Origin of the sequence: Novilysobacter erysipheiresistens, assembly GCF_036663935.1 — a bacterium.
GTDB lineage: Bacteria > Pseudomonadota > Gammaproteobacteria > Xanthomonadales > Xanthomonadaceae > Novilysobacter > Novilysobacter erysipheiresistens.
The window spans coordinates 598362-618770 of sequence record NZ_JAXGFP010000001.1 but is presented as its reverse complement, the minus strand read 5'-3'; the positions used below and the strand labels follow the sequence as shown (position 1 = coordinate 618770).

Genomic DNA, 20409 nt, shown 5'->3' with positions numbered 1-20409 from the left:
GTGACCGACGCCCCGCTGATGCGGGGCGTCGCATTTGAAGAATCGGGAGAGTGACATGGAGTGGCTGGCCAACATCGACGGCATCGACTGGAAGACCCTTGCGGTGACTATCGGCATCAAGGTGCTGGGCGCGCTTGTGATCCTCTTCATCGGCCTGCGGATCGTGAAATGGATCGCCGGCCTGGCCGAGCGGGGACTGACCCGGGCCAAGGTCGAACCCACGGCCGTGCAGTTCCTGCGCAAGGTCGCCTATGTCGTGCTGCTGGTGGTGCTGCTGCTGGCCGTGCTGCAGGTGGTCGGGGTGCCGATGACCTCGATGATCGCGGTACTCGGCGCCGCCGGCCTGGCGATCGGCCTGGCGCTGAAGGACTCGCTGTCGAACATTGCCTCCGGGGTGATGCTGGTGACGCTCAAGCCGTTCAAGGTCGGCGATGTCGTCAACATCAACGGCGAAACCGGCTCGGTCGAGTCGGTCAGCATCTTCCAGACCCGCCTGCGCGGCGCCGACAACCAGACGATCGTGCTGCCCAACAGCCTGATCACCAGCGACTCGATCATCAACCTCACCCCCGACGTGATGCGCCGTATCGAGTTGGTCATAGGCATCGGCTACACCGACGACATCGATACCGCCCGGACAGTCGCGCTGGAGATCATGCACGCCGACGCCCGGGTCCTGGCCGAACCGGCGCCCGACGTGCTGGTGTATTCGCTGGGCGACAACAGCGTGAACCTCGGCATCCGCTGCCACGCCGGCAATGCCGACTACTTCGCGACCAAGTGCGAGTTGATCGAGCGGATCAAGAAGGGCTTTGACAAGGCCGGCGTCAGCATTCCGTTCCCGCAACGCGACGTGCACATGTACCACCATGTCGCCGACGGCAGCATCGTCGACCCGCGCCGGTTGCCGGCGCCGGATCCGGGTGTCGTGAACTGAGTCGGGACGGCGTTGGCAGCGCCCGGCCAGCTCATGAATTCGGTGGATTCAACCCGCTCAGTTGGCCCATGAAGTAGCGGTAGTGGCGCAACTCGGCGATCGAGTCGTGCACGTCGCTCAGCGCCGTGTGCTTTGATTCCTTGCCGACGCCGGCCAGTATCTCGGGCGCCCAGCGTCGCGCCAGTTCCTTGATCGCACTGACGTCGATGCTGCGGTAGTGGAAGAACTGCTGCAGTTCCGACATCTGCCGGTGCAGGAAGCGTCGATCCTGGCAGATCGAGTTGCCGCACATCGGCGAGGCCTTGGCCGGCACCCACTTGGCCAGGAACGCCAGCGTGCGCGCCTCGGCCTCGGCCATCGGCACGCCCTCCTCCAGCACGCGCTTCCACAGGCCCGACTTGCGATGCTGGTTGCGGTTCCAGTCGTCCATAGCCTCCAGTCGCGCCAACGGATGGGCGATCGCCAGTTCGGGGCCTTCGGCAAGCACTTCGAGGTTGGCATCGGTGACCACGGTGGCGATCTCGAGGATCGAGTCGTTGTCGGTATCGAGCCCGGTCATTTCCAGGTCGATCCAGATCAGCCGGTGTTCATTGCCTGTCCGTGTGCTCATGGCTCGCCGAAGTGAATGTGACGAGGCATGATATCCCACGACCTCTGCCGCACTGCCGATATGCCCCCCGTCGAATCCCATTACGCGATCCTGACCGCGATGCTGGCGCCGGCCTTCTTCCTGACGGCCACCGCGTCGCTGCTGATATCGGCCAACAACCGCCTGGCGCGCGTGGTCGATCGCCTGCGGCAGCTGATGAAGGACATGGATGACGCCGACGACGACGAGGAGCGGCGCTGGCTCGACCACCGCATCTCGCGCCAACGCCGGCGTAGCGCGCTGATCCTGCGCGCAAGCCAGATGCTCTACATCGGCTTGAGCTGCTTCGTGGGCACCAGCCTGTCGGTCGCCTTCGACGCGTTCCTGCAATACCGGATGGGCGTGCTGCCGACGACGTTCGCGGTCCTGGGCGTGCTGGCGCTGTTCGCGTCGAGCCTGATGCTGTCGCGCGAGTCGACCATCGCGGTGCGCATCCTCAACGAGGAGATGGATCGCGCGCACCTGAAGACCCAGGCGCGCATGCGCCGGTAGCGGCGCACCCCGCAGCGCTACAGCGGTGGCTTGCCGCGCTTTCGGCGGAAGTAGTTGCTCAGCATCGTGCCGGCCTCTTCCGCGAGCACCCCGCCCTGCACGGCCACCCGGTGGTTATGGCGCGGGTCCGCCAGCAGGTCGAACACGCTGCCGGCGGCGCCCGTCTTGGGGTCGGCCGCACCGAACACCACGCGGGCGACCCGCGCGTGGACCATTGCCATCGCGCACATCGCGCACGGCTCCAATGTCACGTACAGGATGCTGCCCAGCAGTCGGTGGTTGCCAAGCGCCGCGCCGGCCTGGCGCATGGCGACGATCTCGGCATGCGCGGTCGGGTCGTGCTCGGTGATGTTGCGGTTCCAGCCTTCACCGAGAACCCCGCCATCGGCCGAGACCAGCACCGCGCCGACCGGAATCTCGTCGTCCTCGCGTTCGGCGCGTTCGGCCAGCGCCAGGGCGTGGCGCATCCAGTCTTCGTCCGATGGCAGCGACCCGGCCAAGGGCCGCGCTACTCCCACTCGATCGTCGCGGGGGGCTTTCCGCTTATGTCATAAACGACGCGAGAAACACCTCGCAACTCATTGATAATTCTGTTCGACACCTTACCGAGGAACTCGTACGGCAAATGCGCCCAGTGCGCGGTCATGAAGTCGACGGTCTCGACCGCGCGCAGCGCGATCACCCATTCGTAGGCACGGGCATCGCCGACCACGCCGACCGACTTGACCGGCAGGAACACCGCGAAGGCCTGGCTGGTCTTGTCGTACAACCCGGCCTTGCGCAGCTCGTCGATGAAGATGTGGTCGGCCTTGCCGAGCAGTTCGGCGTACTCGCGCTTGACCTCGCCGAGGATACGCACGCCCAGGCCGGGGCCCGGGAACGGGTGGCGGTAGACCATGGTCTCCGGCAGGCCGAGCTCGACGCCGAGCCGACGCACCTCGTCCTTGAACAATTCGCGCAGCGGCTCGACCAGGCCGAGCTTCATGTGCTCGGGCAGACCGCCGACGTTGTGGTGGCTCTTGATGACGTGGGCCTTGCCGGTCTTGCTGCCGGCCGACTCGATCACGTCGGGGTAGATCGTACCCTGCGCCAGCCACTTGGCGTTGCGCAGCTTGCTGGACTCCTCGTCGAAGATCTCGACGAAAAGGTTGCCGATGATCTTGCGCTTGGCCTCCGGGTCGGCCACGCCTTCGAGCGCCTTGAAATAGCGGTCGGCGGCATTGACCCGCACCACCTTGACGCCCATGTGCTCGGCGAACATCGCCATCACCTGGTCGCCTTCCTGCCAGCGCAGCAGGCCGGTGTCGACGAACACGCAGGTGAGCTGCTCGCCGATCGCCTTGTGCAGCAACGCGGCGACCACCGAGGAGTCGACGCCGCCGGACAGGCCGAGGATCACCTCGTCGTCGCCGACCTGCTCGCGCACGCGGGCGATCTGGTCGTCGATGATGTGGGCCGCGGTCCACAGGGTCTGGCAGCCGCAGATCTCGGTGACGAAGCGGCGCAGCAGCGTCTGGCCCTGCAGGGTGTGGGTGACTTCCGGGTGGAACTGCACGCCGTACCAGCGCTTGTCCTCGTTGGCCATCGCCGCGACCGGGATGCGGTCGGTCTTCGCAGTCACGGTGAACCCCGGCGGCGCGGTGGTGACGTGGTCGCCGTGGCTCATCCAGACGTTCAGTCGCGGCTCGCCGCCATGGTCGGACAGGCCGCCGAGCAGCGCGTCATGGGCGATCAGGTCGACCTCGGCGTGGCCGAACTCGCGTGCATCGGCCGCTTCGGTCGTGCCGCCGAGCTGCGCGGCCAGGGTCTGCATGCCATAGCAGATGCCGAGGATCGGCAGGCCGGCATCGAAGACTTCCTGCGGCGCGCGCGGCGCACCTTCCAGGGTGGTCGATTCCGGGCCGCCCGACAGGATGATGCCCTTGGCGCCGTACTTGGCGATCTCGGCCGGGTCGTGGTCCCAGGCCCAGATTTCGCAGTAGACGCCGATCTCGCGGATGCGGCGGGCGATCAGCTGCGTGTACTGCGCGCCGAAGTCGAGGATCAGGATCTTGTCGCTATGGATGTCGGTCATGGGGCGCTGCTGTAGTGGAGCTGGAAACGAAGAAGGGAAACCTGACGTCTCCCTTCCCGGTATCGATCAACCCGCCCTGTAGTTGGGCGGTTCCTTGGTGATCTGCACGTCGTGGACGTGGCTTTCGCGCGAGCCGGCGTTGGTCACGCGGACGAATTGCGGCTTCTTGCGCATGTCCTCGATCGTCGCGCAGCCGACATAGCCCATCGTCGCGCGCAGGCCGCCGACCAGTTGGTGAACCACGCCGCCCAGCGGACCGCGGTACGGCACCCGGCCCTCGATGCCTTCCGGCACCAGCTTGTCGGCGTCGCTGGCGTCCTGGAAATAGCGGTCCTTCGAACCCTGTTCCATCGCGCCCAGGCTGCCCATGCCGCGGTAGCTCTTGTAGCTGCGGCCCTGGAACAGCTCGACCTCGCCAGGCGCCTCCTCGGTGCCGGCGAACAGACCGCCGACCATTACCGTCGACGCACCGGCGGCCAGCGCCTTGCCGATGTCGCCGGAGTAGCGAATGCCGCCGTCGGCGATCAATGGGATTCGGTCCTGCAGTGCCTCGGCGACCATGTCGACCGCGGTGATCTGCGGCACCCCGACGCCGGCCACGACCCGCGTGGTGCAGATCGAGCCGGGGCCGACCCCGACCTTGACCGCGTCCGCACCGTGGTCCATCAGCGCCAGCGCGGCATCGCCGGTGACGATGTTGCCGCCGATGACCTGCAACTGCGGGAAGTTCTTCTTGACCCAGCGGACCCGGTCCAGCACGCCCTGCGAGTGGCCGTGCGCGGTGTCGACAACGACCACGTCGAGGCCGGCTGCGGCCAGCGCCTCGATACGCGATTCGGTATCGCCACCGACCCCGACCGCGGCGCCGACCAGCAGGCGCTCGCTGGTGTCGTAGGCGGCGTTGGGGTTGTCCGATTTCTTCTGGATGTCCTTGACCGTGATCAGCCCGCGCAGCTCGAAGCCGTCGTTGACCACCAGCACCTTCTCGATCCGGTGCTTGTGCAGCAGGCCGAGCACCTCGTCGTCGCTGGCGCCCTCCTTGACCGTGACCAGCCGATCCTTCTTGGTCATGATGTGACGGACCGGATCGTCGTGCTTGGTCTCGAAGCGCATGTCACGGCTGGTGACGATGCCGACCAGCTGCCCGCCTTCGACCACCGGCACGCCCGAGATGTTGCGGGTGCGGGTCAGCTTGAGCACGTCGGCGATGCTGGTGTCGGGACTCACCGTGAACGGCGACTTGATCACCCCGGCCTCGAAGGTCTTGACCTGCGCCACGTGCGCGGCCTGCTGGGCCACGCTCATGTTCTTGTGGATGATGCTGATGCCACCGAGCTGGGCCATCGCGATCGCGAGGCGGGCTTCGCTGACCGTGTCCATCGCCGCCGACAGCAGCGGCAGGCGGATGGTGAGGTCGCGGGTGACGCGGGTGGTGAGCGAAACGTCCTTGGGAAGGACGGTGGAATGCGCGGGAACGAGCGATACGTCGTCGTAGGTCAGCGCTTCAGCCTGGATGCGCAACATGGGGCGGCCCGGGGAGGATGAAGCGCGTCATTGTATCGCGTTCGGGCGCGTCACGCGCTGGTGACGGGGTCCATCGCCTCGGCGGCCTCGAGCGTGTTTTCCATCAGGGTCGCCACGGTCATCGGCCCTACCCCTCCCGGCACCGGGGTGATCCAGCTGGCCCGGGTGGCCGCAGCCTCGAAACCGACATCGCCGACCAGCCGGCCGTCGTCGAGCCGGTTGATGCCGACGTCGATCACCACCGCGCCGGGCTTGACCCAGTCGCCGGGGATCAGCTGCGGCCTGCCGACCGCCACCACCAGGATATCGGCGCCGCGCACGGCGGCTTCGAGCACGTCCGGCGGGGTGAACTTGTGGCAACTGGTGGTGGTGCAACCGGCAATCAGCAACTCCAGCGCCATCGGCCGGCCGACGTGGTTGGAGACCCCTACAATCGTCGCGCTGGCACCGCGCACCGGGCGATCGGTGTAGGCCAGCAAGGTGGTGATGCCACGCGGGGTGCACGGGCGCAAGCCGAACTCGCGCAGCGCCAGGTGGCCGACGTTCTCCGGATGGAAACCGTCGACGTCCTTGCCCGGGGAAATGCGGTGGATCAGCGCCGACGGGTCGCGGCGGTCCGGCAGCGGCAACTGCACGAGGATGCCGTGGACTTCTGGATCGGCATTGAGCTTGTCGATCAGCGCCAGCAACTCGGCGTCGCCGGTGTCGGCCGGCAGGTCGAAATCGATCGCGCGGATGCCGACCTTCTCGGCCGCGCGGCGCTTGTTGCGCACGTACACCGCCGAGGCCGGGTCCTGCCCCACCAGCACCACCGCCAGCCCCGGTCGCGGCTTGCCGGCGGCGGTCCGCGCGTCGACCCGGGCCTTGAGGTTGTCGAGCAGGTCCTCGGCGATGCGCTTGCCGTCGAGGATGCGGGCCTGGCCCGGCTGCGCGCTGGCCGAGAGGGTCGTGGAGGCGGACGAGGATGCCGTCATGCGGGTGTGCAGGCCTGCGCTGGAATCGGGCCGCGCATTATCGCATCCCTGCCCGTCGGTCAGGCGCCGGAGCAGAACGCGGCGTAGTCGATATAGCCCGGGAACGCGCGTCCCGGCGCGCAGACCACACAATCGGGATCGGCACGGAACCGAGTCTCGCGGAAACGCATCGCCAGCGCATCGAAACGCAGCAAACGCCCCGCCAGCGGCTTGCCGATACCGAGGATCAGCTTGATCACCTCGGTGGCCTGCAACATGCCGATCACTCCGGGCAGGACGCCGAGCACGCCGGCTTCGCTGCAGTTGGGTGCGTCCTGCGCGGATGGCGGTTCCGGGAACAGGCAGCGGTAGCACGGCGCCTCGCCGCGGTGGCGGCCGGCATCGAACACGCTGATCTGGCCCTCGAACCGCAGCACGGCGCCGTACACCAGCGGCTTGCCCAGTTTCACGCAGGCGTCGTTGAGCAGGTAGCGGACGGCGAAATTGTCGGCGCCGTCGAGCACCACGTCGGCATCGCCGATCAGGCGCTCGACGTTGTCGCTGGTGATCCGTTCCTGGAAACCCTCGATATTCACCCTGGGGTTGAGCGCCGACAGCGCGATCCGCGCCGACTCTACCTTGGGCAGGTCGATCCGTGCCTCGGTGTGCAGGATCTGCCGCTGCAGGTTGCTGCGATCGACCACGTCGTCATCGGCCAACACCAGAGTGCCGACGCCCGCCGCGGCGAGGTAGTACGCCGCCGGCGAGCCCAGCCCGCCCGCGCCGACCATCGCCACCCGCGCGGCCTGCAATCGGCGCTGCCCGGCCTCGCCGACCTCGGGCAGGCTCAGGTGTCGCGAATAGCGTTCGTGGAAGTCGAGGTCGATGTCGGCCGGCTGGACCAGCGGCAGCGCGTCGTCGCGCCAGCGGCGGGTGCCACCCTCGACCGACGCCACGCGTTTATAGCCGGCTTCGATCAGGGCCTGCGCAGCTTTTGCGGAGCGCCCGCCCAGCTCGCAGATCAGCAGCACTTCGGCATCGTGGTCGGGCAAGGTGGAGCGTGGGTCGGCCTCAAGTTCGGCGCGGGCAATGCCGATGGCGCCTTCGGCCATGCCGAGCGCGCGTTCGTGGATTTCGCGTACGTCGAGCAGCAGCGCGCCGGTCAGCTGGCGGCGGCGGGCTTCGGCGGGAGTGATGGTTTCGATGTCCATGGCGCGATTATCCGCCTTCGCCACGCCCGGGGGGTCGTCGGAGCTTTTGTAGGAGCGGCTTCAGCCGCGATCGGGAGTTACTTCTGGTGCCGATTCCAGATCGCGGCTAAAGCCGCTCCTACAGGGAAATCACGTCCACGATGGCGGCCGCCGGCAGGATCGGCGAATTCTCTCGCAACACGATCAAACCGTTTGAGTCCGCCAGTCCAGACTCCTGCGGATCGACCCATAGGCCGTCGTCTTGCACTTCGATCCGGCCCGGCACGAAGGCGCGCTGCAGTTGCACCGAAGCGACCGGACGAGCCAGCCGCGCCCGCAAAACCTGACGCGGTTCGATGCGACCCTGCAGGCCGTCGACCAACGCACGGCCCAGGGTCAGCCAAGCCGCCGCCAGCACAAGCGGATCATCGGGCAAGCCCAGGACGTGGGCCTGATCAAGGCTGGCGAACTGGACCGGCGCGCCGAATACGTCCGGGACGTCGCACAAATGGACGGTGCCGAACTGCTCCAGCACCCCGGCGACAAACCCGCCGGCGCTTGACCGCGACGATCCGCAGATAACCACCAGGTCGAACGCGCACCCCGCATCTCGCAGCGCGATCTCGATCTGTCGCCGGTCGTCCGGCAGACGCGGCCAGGCGGTCGGCTCCAGACCTTCGGCGCGCAGCAGGCCCATCAGCAACTCACGGTTGCTGTCGTACGCCTGTCCGGCGGCGAGTGACATGCCGGGCTCGACCAGATCGTTGCCAGTGGTGAATACCGCGACCGTCGGACGGCGCGCAACCGACAACGAAGGCACGCCGATCGATGCCGCGAGCGCGACTCGTGCCGGCGTCATCACCACGCCATGCCGGATGGTCGGGCCGGCGGCGTCTTCAGCGTGGGAGGAGACCACGTCCTGCAGGATCACCCGTCCATGGCAGCGCGACAACGCCAGCGTTTCGGATTCCAGACGATGGTTGGCGGCAACCTCGCGAACGACCGCGAGCGCCCGGTCGAGCGACGCCGTCACTTGCCGCGCTTGACGTGCCGGATCAGGCGGCGCTTCTTGGCGATCTGCTTGTCGCTGAGGACGTTCTTCTTGCCCTCGTAGGGGTTCACCCCTTCCTTGAAGACGAAGCGGATCGGTGTGCCGACCAGCTTGAAGCGCTTGCGGAAGAAGTTCTCGAGGTAGCGTTTGTAGCTCTCGCTGAGCGTGCGCAGGCGGTTGCCGTGGACCACGAAGGTCGGCGGGTTGCTGGCCGCCGGGTGGGCGTAGCGCAGCTTGGCGACGTGGCCGCGGACCACCGGCGGCGGGTTGGTCTCGTAGGCGATTTCCATCGCCTTGGTGACCTCGCTGGTGCTGAATTCGTGGGTCGCCGAGGCATGGGCGCGGTGGATCGCCTTGAACAGTTCGCCCAGCCCGGAACCGTGCTTGGCGCTGATTCGCACCGCTTCGGCCCACTCGACGAAGCTCAGCTTGCGCGACAGCAACGACTCGGCCTGCTGGCGCTGGTAATCGCTCTGGCCGTCCCACTTGTTGACCGCGACCACCAGCGCACGGCCGGCGTCGAGCGCGTAGCCGAGCACGCTGGCGTCCTGGTCGGTCACGCCCTCGCCGGCATCGAGCATCACCACCGCGACCTGGCACTGCTCGATCGCCTGCAGGGTCTTGATGATCGAGAACTTCTCGACCGCCTCGTCGACCCGCGACTTGCGACGCAGGCCGGCGGTGTCGATCAGCCGGTAGCGCCGGCCATCGCGCTCCATGTCGATCGCGACCGAGTCGCGGGTGGTGCCCGGCACTTCGGAGGCGATCATCCGCTCCTCGCCGAGCAACCGGTTGACCAGGGTCGACTTGCCGACGTTGGGGCGGCCGATGAAGGCGATGCGGATGCGGCTCGGATCGTCGTCGAGCTCGTTCGACGCGCCCTCATCCGGCAGCCGGCCGATGACCTCGTCGATCAGTTCGTCGATGCCCTGGCGGTGCGCCGAGGAGATCGCCACGACCTCGCTGAAGCCGTAGCGGGCGAAGTCGTTGAGCGCGGCCTGAGTGTCGATGCCGTCGGTCTTGTTGATCACCAGCATGGTCGGCCGCGCGGTCTTGCGCAGCCAGGCGAGGATCTCGTCGTCAAGCGCCGAGGCGCCTTCGCGGCCGTCGACGATGAACAGCACCAGGTCGGCCTCGGCCGCGGCGGCGCGGGCCTGGCGGGCGGTCGCGCCGAGCAGGCCTTCGACCAGGTGTTCGCTCTCGCCGGCGATGCCGCCGGTGTCGACCACCGCGAACGTCCGCTGCCCTTCCGGCCGGCACACGCCGTAATGGCGGTCGCGGGTCACGCCGGGCTGGTCGTGGACCAGGGCGTCGCGGCTGCGGGTGAGCGCGTTGAACAGTGTGGATTTACCTACGTTGGGACGACCAACGAGCGCGACTAGCGGAAGCATGGGATCAGCCGGAGTATGGGGAGCGGGGAGCAGGACCGGAAAAGCAAAACCGGCAGCGGAACGGGCGCATTGCCCATTATCGACTGCCGGCTCCCCATTTCCCTAATGCGTCCCCCGGCACACGGCCCGCCCAGGCCCGTGGTCACCGGCAGAGGTCATTGCCCGAGGCGATAGGCGCTCAGTTCGCCTTCGATGTCCTGCACGATCAGGATGCCGTCCGCCACGACCGGCGCGGCCCGCAGGACCTCGTTGCCGGCGCGCGAACGGGCGGCGAACTCGCCGGTGGCGAGATCCAGCCAGTGCAGGTAACCGTCGAAATCGCCGACCACGGCGTAATCGCCGTGGATCGCCGGCGAGGTCGTGCTGCGGCGGATCAACCCCGGCTGCTGCCACAACGCGCTGCCGCTGGCCTTATCCAGGCCGAACACGGCGCCATCGAGGCCGGTGACCACAACCACGCTCGGAGCGACCGCCACTTCGCCGGGGCCGCCGTTCTCGCTGAGCCACATCGGCTGCCCGCTGGGCGCATCGATGGCCATGGTCTGGCCCTTGAAGCTGGTCGCGAACAACGTGGTGCCGTCCAGCACCGGGGTACCGTCGACATCAGCCATGCGGTCGAGCTCGGTACGACCTTCCTGCTGGGCAACCGCCTGCTCCCACAACGGCCGGCCGTCCTGCGCGGCGAGCGCGCTGATGGTGCCATCGTCGTTGCCGACGAACAGGTAGCCCGGGCCAAGCACCGGCGCATCGTTGCCGCGCACCGACAACGTCGGCACGTCGTGGTTCCAGAACCAACGGCGCTCGCCGGTCGCCGCGTCGAAAGCGGTGACCCGGCCCTCGTTGGAACGGACGAAGACCATGCCCATGCCGACCGTGGGCGCGGCGATCACTTCATTGTCGACCTTGGCCGTCCACTTCTCGGCACCGGTGGCGGCGTCGAGTGCGATCACATCGCCCTCCAGGCTGCCGATGGCGACGAGGCCTTCGCCCACGCCCGGACCGCCGCTGAGGCGCAGGTCGCTCTCATAGGTCCAGACCGAATTGCCGGTCTGCAGGTCGAACGCGTGCACGCCACCCTCGACGGCCGCGGCGTAGACCCGGCCATCGGCGACGACCGGAGCCTGGCGGGCGCCGAGCAGGTCCTCGCCCTTGCCGGCATCGGCCGTCCAGATCTCGGTCACAGTCACCGCCGGGGTGATTTCGGTCAACTCCGTCGGCGCCTTGGCCTTCTCTTCGTCGTCCTGGAACCAGTCCTTGACCGTGCTGCAGCCCGCCAGCGTGGCCACACAGAATGCGGCCATGCCGATGCGGGCCCAATGGGACCGGCTTGCGGCGGAATCGGTTGCGACAGACTTGGCGATGGCGCGGGGAATCGCTGCGGAGTTGATCAAGACTTTGCCTCGGTGCGGTCGGCGCTGCCGCCGACTTCCGTGAGTTTGAGTTCGAGCATCCGCCGCAATGGCGAAGCCACATCGAGCCGGGTCAGGGCCTGCTGGTAGGACTCGCGGGCCGCGTCGGCCTGGCCGAGCGCGTACTGGGCGTCGCCGCGGATCTGCAGCGCCGCCGGGGTGCTGGCGTTGTCAAGCAGCGCCAGCGCGGCGTCGGCCTGGTCGGTGTCGATCAACAGTCGTGCGAGCCGCTGGTTGACGATGTCGGCGATGGCGGGATTGCCGGGCGTGATGCCACGCAGGGTCTCGATCGCCGCGGTGTTCTGGTTCGCTTCGGCCTGCGAAGCGGCAAGCTCTAGCGCGGCCAGGTTGGCGAAAACGCCTTCACCCAACGCCTGCACTTTCGCGGCACCTTCGCCATTGCCCGTCTCGATCGCTTCGACGGCGGCCTGGTACTGGTCGGCCTTGGCAAGCTGCTGTTGCTGCTGTTGGGCCTGCCACCACTTCCAGCCGCCGATGGCGGCCAGGCCGAGGACGATGCCGCCGATCAGGCCGGCGCCGTTGGCGCGCAACCATTCAAGGACGCGTTCGCTTTGTTCGTGTTCGTCGAGTGGATCGTCTATTGCCATGCGGTAGCTGCCATCCCGCCCCGACCTGAGGCCGGGGACCCGTGATTTGGACAAGCCCGCGAAACGGGCCGGTGAGAGTGTCGAACCCGCTGCGCGGGTCAGTCGACGACCGGCGCGAGGGAACCGTCAGAGGATAGCGTAAAGCGGGCCACGTTCGCGCGGCTGAACGGCGCCAGGTCGACCAGTTCGCCGTCCCGGCGGACTTCGACCGCCGACGCATTGCCGAGCACCAAGCGCCCGACTTCGCCTTCGTCGTAGCTGCGGCGCTCGCCCTTGGCCAGCAGGCCCTGCTCGAGCTTGTCGCCATCCGCGTCGAACACCTGCACCCAGCTTTCGCCGTTGAAGGTGATGGCCAACTCCGGTGCTTCCACCGCGGTGCTGCGCATGGTGCCCATCGAGGCGATCAGCGGGGTGCGTTCCGGCGCCTTGCGTGCCGGGGGTGGGGTGTTGCCAGTCGCAACCGGTACCGTCTGCACGTCGAGCGACTGCACGTTGAGGTCGTCGTTGGACAGGTGTGGCCGGGTCGCAAGCCAGACCGGCACCGCGATTACCGCGGTAATCGCGATGTAGACCGCGCGACGGGTCGCGTGCTCGAACATCCGCTGGTAACGGGGGGTGTGGCTGTGGCTGACCAGCTCGGACGGGGCGATGCTGCCCACTTCCTGCTGGACCGAATCCAGGTCGAGCTCCACTCCGAGCAGGCGCGAGTAACTGCGCAACTGTCCACGCACGAACACCGGGGCGCCGGCTTGCGACCAGTCGTCGGATTCAAGCGCGCGAACCACCCGGACCGGCATCTTCAGCCGGGCGGACACTTCTTCCTGTGACAGACCTGCCCGCTCCCTCGCCTGCTTGAGGCGAGTGCCGCAGCTATCGACGCCGTCGGGCGCGATTTCATTCGACTGCATCATCGTTTCCCGTCATCCCCTGTTCCGGAGCCCGATGTATCCGGGAACTCCGCCCGCAGTCGTTGAACGTAGCCGGCGGCGGCCTCCTTGTCGCCGAGTTTTTGTTCGATCTGTGACGCAAGCAACAGCACGGCGGCGTTTGGCGGCGCCACTGCGAGCCGTCGTTGCGAAAAAGCACGTGCATGGAAGGCCCGGCCCGCGCGGAACTCGTGTTCGGCCATGGCCGCCAGCGCCACCGGATTTTCCGGGTCGAACTCGAGCGCCGCTTGCAGGTAACGTCCGGCCCGCTCGTCCTGGCCGGCCTGCCCGGCGCATGCGCCGGCGTTGCCTAGGGCGACGGCCGGGGTGCGGTAGTTGCGATCGGCAATGGCACGCTCGAACCAGGCCAGCGACTCATCGGCCCGTCCGTTCGCGCACAACCAGGTGGCGTAGTTGTTGTGCATGCCGCCGATATGCGGGGCCAGTTCGACCGCCCGACGGTAATGGTCGCCGGCGAGGTCGACCTCGCCTTCGCGGGCGGCGACCACGCCACGCAGGGTATGGGCGGCGGCGGAATCGGGATTGGTGTCCAGGGCCAGCTCGGCGGCCCGCCGAGCGGCATCGAGGTCGCCACGCGAGAGCGCCAGTTGGCCCTGCTGCACCGCCAATCGTGCGGCAACCGAATCCTTGTCGCGGCGGTCGGTGGCGATGTCGAGTTCGGGCGCGGTGCGCCGGAAGTCGTTGCGGGTGTAGTCCGGCTTGATGAAGCTGAGCCGGCTGCAGCCAGCCAATGCGGTCACCACCATCAACCCCACCAACCACGCCAGCCCCGATGCCGGCGGAACCTTCCTTCCCCGGTCAAGCGGCCGCATCGTCCGCCCCCTGCGCTGCCAGTGTCTTGCGGAACTCGGCCTGGCGACGGGTACGGTCCATGACCTGGCCCTTGAGCTGGCCGCAGGCGGCATCGATATCGTCGCCGCGGGTGCGCCGCACCATCGTCAGCACCTGGGCATCCAGCAGCAGCTTCTGGAATGCCCGGATATCGCTCTCGGCCGACCGCTCGAAACGGGTGCCCGGGAACGGGTTGAACGGGATCAGGTTGACCTTGCCGGCGTCCTTCATCTGGGTCGCGTTGTCGAACTGGCGCATCAGCCGCGCCAGTTCGCGCGCGTGCCGCGGCTGGTCGTTGACGCCCTTCATCAGGGTGTATTCGAAGGTGATCGACGAACGCGGCTTGCGCTTGACGTAGCGCTCGCAGGCGGCCATCAGCTCTTCGATCGGGTATTTCTTGTTGAGCGGCACCAGCTCGGTGCGCAACTCGTCGTTGGGCGCGTGCAACGAAACAGCCAGCGAGACGTCGCTGACTTCGCCAAGCTTGTCGATCATCGGCACCATGCCGGCGGTCGACAGGGTCACGCGCTTGTTGGCCAGGCCGTAGCCGAGGTCGTCGCGCATGATGCTCATCGCCCGCACGACGTTGTCGAAATTCATCAACGGCTCGCCCATGCCCATCATCACCACGTTGGTCAGCTTGCGCTGCTGGTGCGGGATGTTGCCCAGGTGGCGCGCGGCGACCCAGACCTGGCCGATGATCTCGGCGGTGGTCAGGTTGCGGTTGAAACCCTGGGTGGCGGTCGAGCAGAACTGGCAGTTGAGCGCGCAACCGACCTGGCTGGACACGCACAGGGTGCCGCGACCCTTGTCGGGGATGAAGACCGCCTCGATCGCGTTCATCGGGTCCATGCCGATCAGCCACTTGTGGGTGCCGTCGACGGAGGGCTTCTCGTGGATGACCATCGGCGCGCGGACCTCGGCATGCTGATGCAGCTTGGCCCGCAGGGCCTTGCCGAGGTCGGTCATGTCATCGAAGTCGGTGACGTAGCGGTGATGGATCCACTTCATCACCTGGTGCGCGCGGTAGCGCTTCTCGCCGAGGACGTTCTCGAAGAAGTCCTCGAGCGAGACGCGGTCGAAGTCGAAGATGTTGGTCCTGGCGCCGGCCGGGGCCGGTTCCGGATTGTTCTTCGACTCCGCCGCGGCCGCTCCGGCCGGACCCGTCGCCGCCGGCATCGTCGCGCCGGCGCCGGGGGCGCTGGCGAGGGTGATGTCGATGGTGTTGTCGCGGTTACCGGTCATGGCCTTGTGTTTCGGTGTGGTTCAGCGGGTGAAGACGTCGGTCGCCGGAAAGAAGTACGCGATCTCGTTCGCGGCATTCTCCAGGCTGTCCGAGCCGTGCACCGCGTTGGCGTCGATGCTGTCGGCGAAGTCGGCGCGGATGGTGCCGGCGGCGGCTTCCTTCGGGTTGGTGGCGCCCATCAGGTCACGGTGCTTGGACACCGCGTTGTCGCCTTCGAGCGCCTGGATCATCACCGGGCCGGAGATCATGAACTCGACCAGCGCGTTGAAGAACGGGCGCTCACGGTGGACGGCGTAGAAACCCTCGGCCTCGGCCTTGGACAGGTGCTTCATCTTCGAGGCGACGACCTTCAGGCCAGCCTTCTCGAAACGGGTGTAGATCTCGCCGATGACGTTCTTGGCGACGGCATCGGGCTTGATGATGGACAGGGTGCGCTCGAGCGCCATGGGATGTCTCCGGGTAGGCGGGCGCGCGACCCTTTTGTCGTGGGTTCGCGCCCGAGGATAACAGAAAAACCCGCGTCAGGACGCGGGTTTAGCCGATATGGCTGCGGTAATACTACCGGATCGTCATGCGCTTTTGCAGTGCCGAGGCGCATTGTTTCGCGATTCTTTACGGTCACGCGTTGACGGTAACCCTCGCCCGGTCGTAGCATCAAACAAGCGTTTGATTAACCGCCCCAGCGGGCGCCCTACCCCCAACGGACGACCATGGCTGCCACCGCCCACTTTTCCACCAAGGACCGCATCCTCGGCGCCGCCGAGGAACTGTTCGCCCAGTTCGGCTTCAGCGGGACCTCGCTGCGGCAGGTTACCAGCCGCGCCGACGTCAACATTGCCGCGGTCAACTACCACTTCGGCAGCAAGGAGAACCTCGTCAACGAGGTCTTCCGGCGCCGCATGGACGAGATGAGCGCGCATCGTCTGTCGGCCCTGAAAGCCGCGCTGGAGAAGCATCCGGGCGAGCTGGAACCGATCCTGGCCGCGTTTGTGGAACCCGCCCTGGCGATCGCCCAGGACCGCCATGGTGGCGCGGCTTTCGTCCGCGTGGTCGCGCGCGCCTACGCGGAGAAGAACGACAGCCTGCGCAAGTTCCTGTCCGACCACTACGGCCACGTGCTGCGTGATTTCGCCAAGGCGATCGCGGCCTGCGTGCCGGGCTTGAGCAAGGAGGAGTTGTACTGGCGGCTGGACTTCCTGGCCGGGGCGCTGACCTACGCGATGGCCGATTTCGGACTGATCAAGCGGCCCTCGGGCACGGCCGAGAAGGCCCATAGGGAACGTGCGGCGCGTGAACTTATCCGGTTCGCGGCCGCGGCATTCAATAGCTAGTCTCAATCTCATAATTAAGATTTTTCAAGGAGTTACTGAAATGTCCGAGAAACTACTTGTACGCCGCGCGGCAGTTCTCGGCGCCGGCGTGATGGGCGCGCAGATCGCCGCCCACCTGACCAACGCCGGCGTCGACACCGTGCTGTTCGATCTGCCCGCCAAGGAAGGCAATCCTAATGGCGTGGTTGACAAGGCGATTGCCGGACTGGCCAAGCTCAGCCCCGCCCCGCTTGCCGACAAGGCACTGGCCAAGCGGATCGTCGCCGCCAACTACGAGACCGGGCTGGACCTGCTGAACGGCTGCGACCTGATCATCGAGGCGATCGCCGAGAAGATGGAATGGAAGCAGGACCTCTACAAGAAGGTCGCCCCGCACGTCGCCAGCCATGCGGTCCTGGCCAGCAACACCTCGGGACTGGGCATCAACAAGCTCGCCGACGTATTGCCCGAGGCGCTGCGCCCGCGTTTCTGCGGCGTGCATTTCTTCAACCCGCCGCGGTACATGCATCTGGCCGAGCTCATCCCGGCCAAGGCCACCGACCCGGCGGTGCTGGCGAACCTCGAGACCTTCCTGACCACCACCCTCGGCAAGGGCGTGGTGATCGCGCGCGACACCCCGAACTTCATCGGCAACCGCATCGGCGTGTTCTCGATGCTGGCGGCGATGCACCACACCGAGCAGTTCAAGCTCGGCTTCGACACCGTCGATGCCCTCACCGGCCCGGCGATCGGCCGCCCGAAGTCTGCGACCTACCGCACCGCCGACGTGGTCGGGCTGGACACCATGGCCCATGTCATCAAGACCATGGCCGACACCCTGCCCGACGATCCGTGGCACAAGTATTTCAAGGCGCCGAAGTGGCTGGCCGGGCTGGTCGAGAAGAGCGCGCTCGGGGCCAAGACCGGCGCCGGCTTCTACACCAAGAAGGGCAAGGACATCCTGGTCCTCGACCTGAAGGCGCAGGACTACCGGCCGTCTGCGCCGGAGCTTGATCCGGAGGTCGCCGCGCTGCTGAAGGAGAAGGATCCGGCGAAGAAGTTCGCCGCCATGCGCGCCAGCAAGCACCCGCAGGCGAAGTTCCTGTGGGCCTGCTTCCGCGACACCTTCCACTACAGCGCATTCCACCTCAAGGACATCGCCGAGACCGCGCGCGATGTCGACCTCGCGATGCGCTGGGGCTACGGCTGGTCGGTCGGTCCGTTCGAGAGCTGGCAGGCCGCCGGCTGGAAGCAGGTCGCCGACTGGATCGCCGAGGACATCGTGTCCGGCGACGCGATGAGCAACGCCACCCTGCCCGACTGGGTGTTCGACGGCCGCGAGGGCGTGCATGCCGATGCCGGCAGCTACAGCCCCAATCGCGATGCCACGGTGCCGCGTTCGGACAACCCGGTGTATGCGCGCCAGCGGTTCCCGGATGCGTTGATCGGCGAGAAGCCCTCGAAGGGTCGCACCGTGTTCGAGAACGACGGCGTGCGGATGTGGGCCGACGAGGGCGACGGCATCGCGGTGGTCAGCTTCAAGACCAAGATGCACACCGTGTCCGACCAGGTACTTGACGGCCTGCAGGAAGCGGTTGCCCGCGCCGAGAAAGACTTCGCCGGACTGGTGATCTGGCAGCCGAAGGAGCCGTTTTCCGCCGGTGCCGACTTGGCCGGTGCGCTGGGCCTGCTGCAGGCTGGCGACGTCAAGGGCTTCGAGGCGATGGTCGCCAACTTCCAGGCCACCAGCCAGCGGATCAAGTACTCGCTGGTGCCGGTGGTCGCCGCGGTGCGCGGGCTGGCCCTGGGTGGCGGTTGCGAGTTCCAGATGCATTCGGCGCGTACCGTGCTGGGGCTGGAAAGCTATGTCGGACTGGTCGAGGCCGGCGTCGGCCTGCTGCCGGCCGGTGGCGGCCTGAAAGAGTTGGCGGTACGCGCCTCCGATGCGGCCGGCGCGAACGGCGACGCCTTCGCCGAGCTCAAGACGGTGTTCGAGACCGTGGCGATGGCCAAGGTCTCCACCTCGGCGGTCGAGGCCAAGAACCTGCAACTGGCGCGCCAAGACGACGTGGTGGTGTTCAACGCCTTCGAACTGCTGCACGTGGCCAAGGCCCAAGCCCGCGTGCTGGCCGAGTCCGGTTATCGCCCGCCGCTGCCGGCGCGTGGCATCCGGGTTGCCGGCGACGTCGGCATCGCCACCTTCAAGATGCTGCTGGTCAACATGCTGGAGGGCTATTTCATCTCGCAGCACGACTACGAGATCGCGACCCGGATCGCCACCGTGCTGTGCGGCGGCGAGGTCGACCGGCATTCGGTGGTCGACGAGGACTGGCTGCTGAAGCTGGAGCGGCAGCACTTCGTCGAGCTGGCGCAGATGCCCAAGACCCAGGAGCGCATCGCGCACATGCTCAAGACCGGCAAGCCGCTCCGCAACTAAGCGACGACGAGGACATTACCCATGACCAAGCAAGTTCAAGACGCCTACATCGTCGCCGCCACCCGCACCCCGGTCGGCAAGGCGCGCGGCGTGTTCGCCAACACCCGTCCCGACGACATGCTGGCCCACGTGCTCAAGGCCGTGCTTGCGCAGGCGCCGGGCATCGACGTCAACCGCATCGGCGACGCCATCATCGGTTGCGCCATGCCCGAGGCCGAGCAAGGCATGAACGTGGCGCGCATCGGCGTGCTGCTGGCGGGCCTGCCGCACACCATCCCGGCGCAGACGATCAACCGCTTCTGCTCGTCGGGCCTGCAGTCGGTCGCGCTGGCGGCCGACCAGATCCGCCTCGGCCAGGCCGACCTGATGCTGGCCGGCGGCACCGAATCGATGTCGATGGTGCCGATGATGGGCAACAAGGTCGCGCTGTCGCCCAGCGTGTTCAAGGACGACCATGTCGCGATCGCGTATGGCATGGGCATCACCGCCGAAAAGGTCGCCGAGGAGTGGAAAATCTCGCGCGAGGACCAGGACGCGTTCGCGCTGGAGTCGCACCTGAAGGCACTGAAGGCGATCGAGGCCGGCGCGTTCCAGGACGAGATCAGCCCGCTCGAAGTCATATCGCACGTGCCAGACCTCGCCGGCAATACCATCCAGTTGCGCAAGACCCTGGTCGACACCGACGAAGGCCCGCGTCCGGGTTCGACGATCGAGGGCCTGGCGAAGCTCAAGCCGGTGTTCCGTAATGGCCAGTTCGGTGGCAGCGTGACCGCCGGCAACAGCTCGCAGATGAGCGATGGTGCGGGCGCGATGCTGCTGGCCTCGGAGCAGGCGATCAAGGATTACGGCCTGACCCCGCTGGCGCGGCTGGTCAGCTTCTCGGTCGCCGGCGTGCGTCCGGAAGTGATGGGCATCGGCCCGATCGCGGCGATCCCGCTGGCACTCAAGCAGGCCGGCATCACCCAGGACCAGCTCGACTGGATCGAACTCAATGAAGCCTTCGCTGCGCAATCGCTGGCAGTGATCCGCGATTGTGGGTTGGACCCGGCGAAGATCAACCCGCTCGGTGGCGCGATCGCGCTCGGCCACCCGCTCGGCGCGACCGGTGCGGGGCGCACCGCAACGATCGTGCAGGGTGTGCGTCGACAGCAGCAGAAGTACGGCATGGTGACGATGTGCATCGGCACCGGCATGGGCGCTGCGGGCGTGTTCGAGGCGCTGTAGGCGCATGTAGACCGGGCGCGTCGCGTGCCCGGTCCGTCCATGATGCGGGGCTTTTTGTAGGAGCGGCTTCAGCCGCGATCGGATGCCTGGTCGCTCGTCCGGTTTTCAGATCGCGGCTGAAGCCGCTCCTACAATT

19 protein-coding genes are annotated in these 20409 nt (G+C 67.1%); 5 read left to right on the top strand and 14 right to left on the bottom strand.

Annotated elements, in window-relative coordinates:
- The first annotated feature begins 55 nt into the window (after positions 1-55).
- On the top strand, positions 56-937 hold the full coding sequence (locus tag SNE34_RS03030) for a mechanosensitive ion channel family protein (protein WP_332614553.1): 882 nt from the start codon (positions 56-58) through the stop codon (positions 935-937).
- Positions 938-968: 31 nt separating this feature from the next.
- Here SNE34_RS03030 and orn read toward each other — a convergent pair whose 3' ends face one another.
- Positions 969-1547: an oligoribonuclease gene (gene orn / locus SNE34_RS03025; RefSeq protein WP_332614551.1), complete on the bottom strand. Its 579-nt coding sequence runs from the start codon at positions 1545-1547 to the stop codon at positions 969-971.
- A 60-nt stretch (positions 1548-1607) separates the two neighbouring features.
- Between orn and SNE34_RS03020 the strand changes: the two genes are divergently transcribed.
- A complete protein-coding gene (locus SNE34_RS03020; RefSeq protein ID WP_332614549.1) occupies positions 1608-2078 on the top strand; it encodes a DUF2721 domain-containing protein in 471 nt (156 codons plus the stop codon).
- A 17-nt stretch (positions 2079-2095) separates the two neighbouring features.
- Here SNE34_RS03020 and tadA read toward each other — a convergent pair whose 3' ends face one another.
- The 13 genes from tadA to ndk form a co-directional block, all read right to left on the bottom strand.
- On the bottom strand, positions 2096-2578 hold the full coding sequence (gene tadA, locus SNE34_RS03015) for a tRNA adenosine(34) deaminase TadA (protein ID WP_332614547.1): 483 nt from the start codon (positions 2576-2578) through the stop codon (positions 2096-2098).
- 8 nt (positions 2579-2586) lie between these two features.
- Positions 2587-4152 carry a glutamine-hydrolyzing GMP synthase gene (guaA, locus tag SNE34_RS03010; RefSeq protein WP_332614545.1) on the bottom strand — a complete coding sequence of 522 codons (1566 nt, stop codon included), beginning with the start codon at positions 4150-4152 and terminating at the stop codon, positions 2587-2589.
- 66 nt (positions 4153-4218) lie between these two features.
- On the bottom strand, positions 4219-5676 hold the full coding sequence (guaB, locus tag SNE34_RS03005) for an IMP dehydrogenase (RefSeq protein ID WP_332614543.1): 1458 nt from the start codon (positions 5674-5676) through the stop codon (positions 4219-4221).
- 50 nt (positions 5677-5726) lie between these two features.
- Positions 5727-6650 (bottom strand): bifunctional methylenetetrahydrofolate dehydrogenase/methenyltetrahydrofolate cyclohydrolase FolD, encoded by a 924-nt coding sequence (folD, locus tag SNE34_RS03000; RefSeq protein ID WP_332614541.1) that lies wholly within the window; start codon positions 6648-6650, stop codon positions 5727-5729.
- Positions 6651-6709: 59 nt separating this feature from the next.
- The gene (moeB, locus tag SNE34_RS02995) at positions 6710-7840 is read right to left on the bottom strand and encodes a molybdopterin-synthase adenylyltransferase MoeB (protein ID WP_332614540.1); all 1131 of its coding nucleotides are present in this window, start codon (positions 7838-7840) and stop codon (positions 6710-6712) included.
- 118 nt (positions 7841-7958) lie between these two features.
- On the bottom strand, positions 7959-8852 hold the full coding sequence (locus tag SNE34_RS02990; protein WP_332614538.1) for a molybdopterin-binding protein: 894 nt from the start codon (positions 8850-8852) through the stop codon (positions 7959-7961).
- Positions 8849-10261: a ribosome biogenesis GTPase Der gene (gene der, locus SNE34_RS02985; RefSeq protein WP_332614536.1), complete on the bottom strand. Its 1413-nt coding sequence runs from the start codon at positions 10259-10261 to the stop codon at positions 8849-8851. Before der ends, SNE34_RS02990 begins: the two co-directional genes overlap by 4 nt.
- 155 nt (positions 10262-10416) lie before the next feature.
- Positions 10417-11562: an outer membrane protein assembly factor BamB gene (bamB, locus tag SNE34_RS02980; RefSeq protein WP_332614535.1), complete on the bottom strand. Its 1146-nt coding sequence runs from the start codon at positions 11560-11562 to the stop codon at positions 10417-10419.
- Positions 11563-11648: 86 nt separating this feature from the next.
- Entirely contained in the window at positions 11649-12278 is a 630-nt protein-coding gene (locus SNE34_RS02975) for a YfgM family protein (RefSeq protein ID WP_332614534.1), read from the bottom strand.
- A gap of 98 nt (positions 12279-12376) precedes the next feature.
- Entirely contained in the window at positions 12377-13189 is an 813-nt protein-coding gene (locus SNE34_RS02970; RefSeq protein ID WP_425604433.1) for a RodZ domain-containing protein, read from the bottom strand.
- Positions 13186-14037: a type IV pilus biogenesis/stability protein PilW gene (pilW, locus tag SNE34_RS02965; protein WP_332614529.1), complete on the bottom strand. Its 852-nt coding sequence runs from the start codon at positions 14035-14037 to the stop codon at positions 13186-13188. The genes SNE34_RS02970 and pilW overlap by 4 nt, the downstream gene beginning before the upstream one ends.
- Complete coding sequence (rlmN, locus tag SNE34_RS02960) at positions 14024-15235, bottom strand: dual-specificity RNA methyltransferase RlmN (protein ID WP_332614637.1); 1212 nt, start codon at positions 15233-15235, stop codon at positions 14024-14026. Before rlmN ends, pilW begins: the two co-directional genes overlap by 14 nt.
- 87 nt (positions 15236-15322) lie before the next feature.
- Entirely contained in the window at positions 15323-15748 is a 426-nt protein-coding gene (gene ndk, locus SNE34_RS02955) for a nucleoside-diphosphate kinase (RefSeq protein ID WP_332614527.1), read from the bottom strand.
- Positions 15749-16012: 264 nt separating this feature from the next.
- Between ndk and SNE34_RS02950 the strand changes: the two genes are divergently transcribed.
- The 3 genes from SNE34_RS02950 to SNE34_RS02940 are packed head-to-tail and all read left to right on the top strand — an operon-like array spanning position 16013 to position 20273.
- On the top strand, positions 16013-16633 hold the full coding sequence (locus tag SNE34_RS02950; RefSeq protein WP_332614525.1) for a TetR/AcrR family transcriptional regulator: 621 nt from the start codon (positions 16013-16015) through the stop codon (positions 16631-16633).
- 40 nt (positions 16634-16673) lie between these two features.
- The gene (locus SNE34_RS02945) at positions 16674-19049 is read left to right on the top strand and encodes a 3-hydroxyacyl-CoA dehydrogenase/enoyl-CoA hydratase family protein (protein ID WP_332614523.1); all 2376 of its coding nucleotides are present in this window, start codon (positions 16674-16676) and stop codon (positions 19047-19049) included.
- Between the two features lie 21 nt (positions 19050-19070).
- Entirely contained in the window at positions 19071-20273 is a 1203-nt protein-coding gene (locus tag SNE34_RS02940) for an acetyl-CoA C-acyltransferase (protein WP_332614520.1), read from the top strand.
- The last annotated feature ends 136 nt before the right edge of the window (positions 20274-20409 follow it).